Raw genomic sequence first — 6,506 nt, 5'->3', positions numbered from 1 at the left:
TTTCGGGCTGACAGGAAGATCCCCGCGCGTGCGGGGACGACACTTGCTGACCTGCGGGTTTATCGGCGAGATCGGGCAAACAGTATCAGTCCGTCGTAGTCGACGGGCTGGGTGCGGTTGCGGCCGGCGGTGCGGGCGGCCCAGCCTTGTTCGTTCGTGGCTGGTTCGATCATGATGGCTTGGCCGTCACCGACGCGTTGGGAGAGCAGGGTCCAGAGCCGGTCGCGGACGCGGGCRCTGGGGTTGCCGACGAAGACGCCCGCCGAGATTTCGATCATCCAGCGGGTGAGGTGGCCGCGGAGGCCGTCGGCGGTGGCGATGAGGACGATGACGGTCACCAGGGTGGGGGTGGCTGGTCGGTGTCGGGTCCGGTGACACCGAGGATGGTGGTGTCGTCGGTCTGGTCGGCGAGGTCGGCGGCCCAGTTGACGCCGCCGGGGACGTGGCCGTCGAGCTCGTCCCACAAGTGGAGTGCGTCCTCGTCGTTATCTCGGGTTCCTTCCTCGATGAGGAGGTCTTTGATGTCGTGGATGATGCGGGCCATGAGGTGCCCGTCAGCGACTTTGTCGCGGAAGGCGGTGCGGATGTCGCGCTCGTCGGTGAGGCCGGCGGCGGCGAGGTCGAAGGCGAGGGGAATGGTGTAGTCGGCTTTGTACAGGTCGGCGATGTCGAGGACGAAGGAGGTGGCGGCTCCGGTGTGGACGAATCCGAGGGCGGGGCTGGCGCCGATGCCGACGATGGCGGCGTGGCAGATGCCGTAGAGGCAGCTGYGTCCGGCGGACAGGAGCCGGTTGATGTCGTCGCTGTCGGCAAAGGGGTYGCCGTGGGTGTAGACGCGTTTGTTCCAGGTGACGCCGGTGCGGGTGGCGTGATCGCGGTAGATCTTTTTGATGCGGGCGCCTTCCCGGCCGCGGAGTTGTTGCATGGTGGCGGTGGTGACGTCGTCGTCGGGGAAGCGTTTGGCGTACATGCGGCGGGCGACGTCAAGGCGTTCGCTGGTGCGGGTGACGAGGTAAGCCTGGCGCATGAGCAGGCCGGCGCCGCGGCTGGGTCCGAGTCCTGCGGCATACATGCGTACGCCGCGGTCGCCGACCCAGCACAGGGCGGTGCCGGAGTCGGCGAGCAGGCGCACGGCGGCGCTGGTGATGCGGGTTCCGGGACCGAGCAGGACGGTGGCGACGAACGCGGCGGGGACACGGACGGTGCGTTCCTTGTTGACCAGGACGACGGCGTTGTCGTCGCGGTCAACGTGGCATTTCTCGACGTAGAGCGTGGAGACGCGGTCCTCGACGCGGTGCAGGTCCTGYGGATTGGACAGCCACCACATGTCAGCGGCCGGCCTGTTCGGTGTGCAGGGGCGCGAGGGTGATCAGCCCGCAGCCGTAGGCCTTGGCAGGGCCGACGCCGTGCAGGAGAGTGGCGCGGGCGCGGGCGGGAYCGGTGACGCGCAGGGCGCCTTCGAAGGTGGCGGTGTTGAGGACGACGCGGCGGCCAGTCTTCTCGGTGTTCTTGGCTTTCTTGGGGAAGGTGAGGCGTTCGCGGGCGGTGAGCCGTAGCGCGGGGGCCGGCTCGTCGGTGTCGCCGGGGCCGTCGGGCTGGTTGCGGGGGCCATCGAGGTCGGCGGTGGTGAGCAGGGTGAATCCCCAGCGGTCGATGCGGTCAGTGAGCCAGGTCGTCTGGTGGGCGGCGGTGCGGTGGCCGACGCGGACACCGCGGGGGCGGGGGGCGGCGAGGTGTTCCTTCTGGGCAGGGGAGGGATTGTCGGGGGTGCGGGTGGCGCTGACAGTGTTCGCGCGCAGCCGGAAGCGGAATTCGCGGCCGGTGTGGAGGCGGTCGAGCAGGGGCTGGTAGTCGCGGACGAGGACCTGGGGTTCGTCGGTGTGGATCCAGCCGGCCTGTTCGATGAGGTGCTCCCAGGACGGCGTGGATTCGGTGAGAACGAGGACTTCGGCGCGGTGCGGTCGGTCTGCTCCACGGAGGCCTTCACCGGTTTCCAGTCGCCACAGGACCCGTTCGGTGACGGGTTGGCGGCTGAGCCCGCCGAGGACGGCGGCGTGCATGCGCTGGGGGTTCTTCAGTAGCGCCTGGGCGCCGGTGCGCAGCGGGTTCAGCCAGATCCGGGACAGGTAGGTCATGGTCCGGTCACCATCCGAGAATCGCGAAAGGATCGTGGTGCGGGGTGGTGCCCTCGACGTTGTCGGCGTCGGTGAGCTCGTAGGGGGGTGGGAGGTGGACCCAGCTCTGGTGGACCCGGCGGCTGGTGAACCCTCGCTGGTGGGGATCGAAGGTGGTCGGCAGGTCGATCCGGACGTCGTCCCCGTCTGGGTCGTCAACGGTGACGGGTAGGTCGATGCGGCGGAGGCGGGGTGGCCTGCGCCGGGCGAGGGCGTCGCGGTGGTCGGGGCGGGCCTGCCACGGCACCTGCCGCAGGACCTCCAGGGCGCTGCCCGACCACAAAGCGGCGTCCGGCTCGCTGTCGGGAACGAGGAGGAGGGGGTGGGTCGGCGGGCAGGCGCGGCGGCCGAGCGCGAGGGGAAAGGCGGGGGTGCGCAGCGCGTCGGCGAGGGTGGTGAGCACCGGTTCGGGTGCGGCGAGGGCGGCGACGAACACGGCGTCCTGCAGGTAGAACCGCTCGGTGACGTGGGTGTGCTTCGCCGGGGACGTCGGTTTCTGGAGGCCTTTCGCGCTGACCGCGGCGGAGGGTAGCGGCCGGCCGCGGTAGTCGCTGACGGTGTGGTAGTCGCGCAGCAGGGTGCCGGGCTGGTCGGTGCGGATCCCGAGGGTGAGGCTGAGGAGGTCCTCGATCGGGTCGGTGCGCCGGCGGCCCTGGGCGGCGGCGAGCAGCCCGATGATCCCGCTCTTCGTCGGTTCGGTGAGGGTGTCGCGGCGGTTGAACATGCTGCGGGAACCCCAGGACTGCAGGGGGCCGGCGAGGCGCAGCACCAGGCAGTGGCGGGGCGGGTCCTGGCTCATCGGACGCTGCTCATGAGCCGGTCGCGGGCGGCAGCCACCACTGTGTCGAGAACCTCGTCGAACGGCTTCGGCTCGCCGAGCGCCTTGACGATCATCGCCGTGGTGTCGGTGTTGGTGTTGGTGTCGTCGGGGGCGCGGTAGGTGGAGGCGAGGATGTCGGGCTGGAGGCCCCACAGCGTCGACGCGCTGTTGAGTTCGATGGCGAACTGCTCGAGGGATCCGGTGAGGACGCCCCGGCCACGGGGCAGTACCGGCTTCTCGAACGCGGAGACAAGGTTGACCGGCTGGTCGGGGCGGATCGCGATGGTGAGCAGGTTCGGCACGGTGCGGTGGGCGAAGGAGTTCTGATGGCCGGTCGGCATGGAGGTGGTGAACGCGGTGAGGAACACCCGTAGCGCCTCGACGGTCGCCTCGATGTCACCGCCGAGGTTCTCGGCGAGCTGGTGCAGGCCGACGGTGGCGAACCGGTACAGCGTCGCGGACTGGAACTCGACCGTGCCGATCATCCCGGCGCCRGTCTCGTCCTTGGCGTTCTGGTCGTCAACGGCGGTGTAGTAGTCGAACTCGACGTCGACGGCATGGGTGGACAGGGCATGCGCGACCTGGGTGGCCGCGTCGACGTTCAACGACGCCAGGTCGGCGACCATCCGCCCGAACAGCGCGACGTCGATCGGATGGTCGCTGCCGAGAGTAGCCAGGACAGGCACATCCTTGACCGCGGCGAGCAGATCGCCGTCGCTGAGATCGGCGAGGCGCGGCACATCCTCGACAATGAGGTCGATGAGCCGTTCGAGCTGGGGACGGCCAAAGAACAGCAGATAGGCGGTCTCCGCCGCCTTCTTCCCCGCACTGATCTTCAGAGCGGTCAGAAGGCTGGTGGCGATCCGGGTGCTGGTTTCCGCGTCGAGCGCGCAGCGGGTTGCGAGCCGTTCCGCGAGCAGCGCGGAGATCCGCTTGGTGCGTGTTCCGAGCTGGGCCTGATCGATGTGGTCGGCGAAGGCGGTTCGCGTCGCCCGCTTCCAGGCCTGGGACGACACCCGGGCCCGCTTCACCCCGCCATAGACGGCTTGTTTCGGGGTACCGGCGTCATCTCGGTTGAGGTTGGACGGAGGGACGGTCTGCAGGATGTGGACGTCGATGTAGCAGCGCATTGGTAGATGCCTCTTTCTGCTGGGTCAGGACGGGAAAGCCCCGGTGCGCGGAGGCAACGCCGGAGGTTAGACGGAAGATCAGGAAGTGCCGGACGCGGCGGCCGGGGTAGCGGCTTTGTCTTTCGGGGGCCGGTAGAAGTACTGGGCTCCCMACCGGCGGCGTACGTCGCCGATCCGCTCGGGGGTCTGCCAGGCGATGAGGTCCCGCCAGAGTTGGGTGTAGTCGAGACCGACGGGGACCTGGCGGAACTGGCGGACCAGACCACGCAGGTGGTAGGCGGCCTCGTCCAGGGTGGTGGCGGTGRCCACGGCGTTGAACCGCCGGTCGACCGCCTCAGGACTGAACTTGTCGCTGCTACGCAGGCGTAGAGCAGCCTCGCCGAGCCCGATGCCAGGCTGATACGCCGCAGTGGGCAGGGACTGCTGGTGCACCGCGAACAAGGTGAGCGCGACGTGCTCCGCGGTCAGGGACCAGGTTCTGCGGCCATCGACGGTGAGCGTGGAGTAGTAGCGCCACATCTCCGGGACGCTGCCAGGCTCGCGGCCAACACCGCGGCGCAACACGGCCAAATCCGCCCCGTCGGGCCGGTCGCCCTTATGGTCCCGTTCCCAGAAGTGCCGTGGCGATGTCGTCTCGCGTGGCGATGTCGTCTCGGATGATGTGGACGATGCGGACGGCGCCGCGGTTACCTCGGTCATCAGACCTTCCTGACGGGTCGTGGGAATCAGGCGGCGGCCAGAGCAAGCCGGTTGTCCTCGTCCTTGCCGAGCACGTCGTTGAGCGTGCGCCGGAATGACATCTCGGCGCCGGCGAGGCGGGCGCCGAACGGCTCACCGGGATCGCGGCCCAGGAACGTCTCAGGACCGGCAGCGGACAACACCGGGTCGACGACCTCCCACGCCAACCGCCGAGCGAGGATCCGCCACGCAAGTTCGGCCCGCTTGGCGTCCTCCGGATGCTGCTGCAACCCGGCTAGCAGCCGGTGCACCGTCGGATTGAAGCTGTGGATCAGTATTTCTCCGAGCCGCTGGCCCTTGTCCCACGGCAGCTTGTCCGTCGCACCGGCAGCCTCACGAAGATCGTCGCCGAGACGGTTGGCGGCGATCCGCAGGCTCTCGGCCTGGGCCGCCACCGCCAGCACGGTCTCACGGACCGCGGAGTCCCGTGCCAGCGCGGTGACCGGGAGGGGAATCTCATCGGCCATTACCTCGTCGATCACCGCCGACTGCGTGCCGTACTTCACCCCGACGGTCAGTACCTGCAGTGGCAGATCATCGGGGACATAGCCGTCGTCACGCAGCCGGGCGAGCTGCGACAGCGCCGTCGGCGCGAACACTTTGTCACTCGACAAGGGCGTTGTGGTCAGCAGAGCCTCCAGCCCGCGCCAGGCCGACCGGCCCGGCTGATGCCGCACCGGACGGACCGGCGGCTCGTCGGCTTTGGGCTTGTCAACCTGCCGCCACGCCGTGTGCGGTTCGAGTGCGTGCACCGATCCGGTGAGCCGGTCACCGGCGGTGAGCACCACCCGTCGGACCGAGACATCCTCGACAGCCGTCGGGTCTRCCTCGGGCACGAGCCGGATCCGCCGCGACTGCCAGGTCARCAGATCCAGTAGCCCTTCCGGGGCGCGAGTCTCCCAGCGGGAGGTGGCGCTGCTTTCGGATCTCCATTGCGGCCGGTCCTTCTGCCGCAGACCGTGCCGCAGGACGGGGATGCTGAGCATCAGCGTATGGAAGAGCGTCTCACCCAGCGGCAGGACGATCCCGAACTGCCCGAGCGGCCCGGTCGGGTTCCCCATCGTCTTCCCCGTCTTGACCTTCGGGTCATCCRCCGCTCCGGTCTTGATCGCGGCGGTGTCCCAGCAATGGGCTGCGAGCAACGCCCGTGCCGCCGCAGCGGGCGTCAGGCTCGGCGGGTCGTTCTCGGTCCGGGAACTGAACAGCGGAACATTGTTCCCCGAGGCCAGCCGCGGAACCAGCAGCGACACCGGCTTCGTCTCGTCCTTCGCGGTCCGCAACCCGGCGACCTGCGCAAACGGAGCCGTCGGATGAAACAGATGAAATCGTGCCGCCTGTCGGATCAGATACGACTCGATGCCCTCCTCATCCTCAGCCCGATCTTTCCTGATAATCCGGTCGAAACAGCCAGCCTCCCACCGCTGTGACCACTCCTCGTCGGTACGGGGGGCGCCGAACACGTCCAGGACGACGGGCAGCAGGACCTGACGCAGCACCGCCACGGCTTCGAGCGGATCATCAAGGGCCAGCCCGTCGATCGTGTGAGCGTCGACGAGCGCCTTCCTGATCCCCACCTCCAGGCGCCGCCCCCGCTTGATCACTGGGATCCATTGCCCATCGATCAGGTTGAAACCGTTCACTCAT

At 68.8% G+C, this 6,506-nt stretch carries 7 protein-coding genes; all 7 read right to left on the bottom strand.

Features of this window, described 5'->3' with window-relative positions:
- Positions 1 to 59 precede the first annotated feature (59 nt).
- Entirely contained in the window at positions 60 to 338 is a 279-nt protein-coding gene (gene cas2e / locus Manayef4_RS08570; protein WP_011434500.1) for a type I-E CRISPR-associated endoribonuclease Cas2e, read from the bottom strand.
- The gene (cas1e, locus tag Manayef4_RS08565; protein WP_070131221.1) at positions 335 to 1,327 is read right to left on the bottom strand and encodes a type I-E CRISPR-associated endonuclease Cas1e; all 993 of its coding nucleotides are present in this window, start codon (positions 1,325 to 1,327) and stop codon (positions 335 to 337) included. Before cas1e ends, cas2e begins: the two co-directional genes overlap by 4 nt.
- Position 1,328: 1 nt before the next feature.
- Positions 1,329 to 2,135 carry a type I-E CRISPR-associated protein Cas6/Cse3/CasE gene (cas6e, locus tag Manayef4_RS08560; protein ID WP_070131220.1) on the bottom strand — a complete coding sequence of 269 codons (807 nt, stop codon included), beginning with the start codon at positions 2,133 to 2,135 and terminating at the stop codon, positions 1,329 to 1,331.
- Between the two features lie 7 nt (positions 2,136 to 2,142).
- Positions 2,143 to 2,973 carry a type I-E CRISPR-associated protein Cas5/CasD gene (cas5e, locus tag Manayef4_RS08555; protein WP_011434497.1) on the bottom strand — a complete coding sequence of 277 codons (831 nt, stop codon included), beginning with the start codon at positions 2,971 to 2,973 and terminating at the stop codon, positions 2,143 to 2,145.
- Positions 2,970 to 4,124 (bottom strand): type I-E CRISPR-associated protein Cas7/Cse4/CasC, encoded by a 1,155-nt coding sequence (gene cas7e / locus Manayef4_RS08550; RefSeq protein WP_011434496.1) that lies wholly within the window; start codon positions 4,122 to 4,124, stop codon positions 2,970 to 2,972. The genes cas5e and cas7e overlap by 4 nt, the downstream gene beginning before the upstream one ends.
- A gap of 78 nt (positions 4,125 to 4,202) precedes the next feature.
- Complete coding sequence (gene casB, locus Manayef4_RS08545; RefSeq protein WP_070131219.1) at positions 4,203 to 4,823, bottom strand: type I-E CRISPR-associated protein Cse2/CasB; 621 nt, start codon at positions 4,821 to 4,823, stop codon at positions 4,203 to 4,205.
- A gap of 26 nt (positions 4,824 to 4,849) precedes the next feature.
- Complete coding sequence (casA, locus tag Manayef4_RS08540) at positions 4,850 to 6,502, bottom strand: type I-E CRISPR-associated protein Cse1/CasA (RefSeq protein WP_083282356.1); 1,653 nt, start codon at positions 6,500 to 6,502, stop codon at positions 4,850 to 4,852.
- Positions 6,503 to 6,506: the final 4 nt, after the last annotated feature.

Origin of the sequence: Frankia sp. CgMI4 (assembly GCF_001756285.1) — a bacterium.
GTDB classification, from domain to species: Bacteria; Actinomycetota; Actinomycetes; order Frankiales; family Frankiaceae; genus Frankia; species Frankia casuarinae.
Note: the sequence above shows the minus strand (reverse complement) of the source record. Positions and strands in the feature narration are given on the sequence as shown.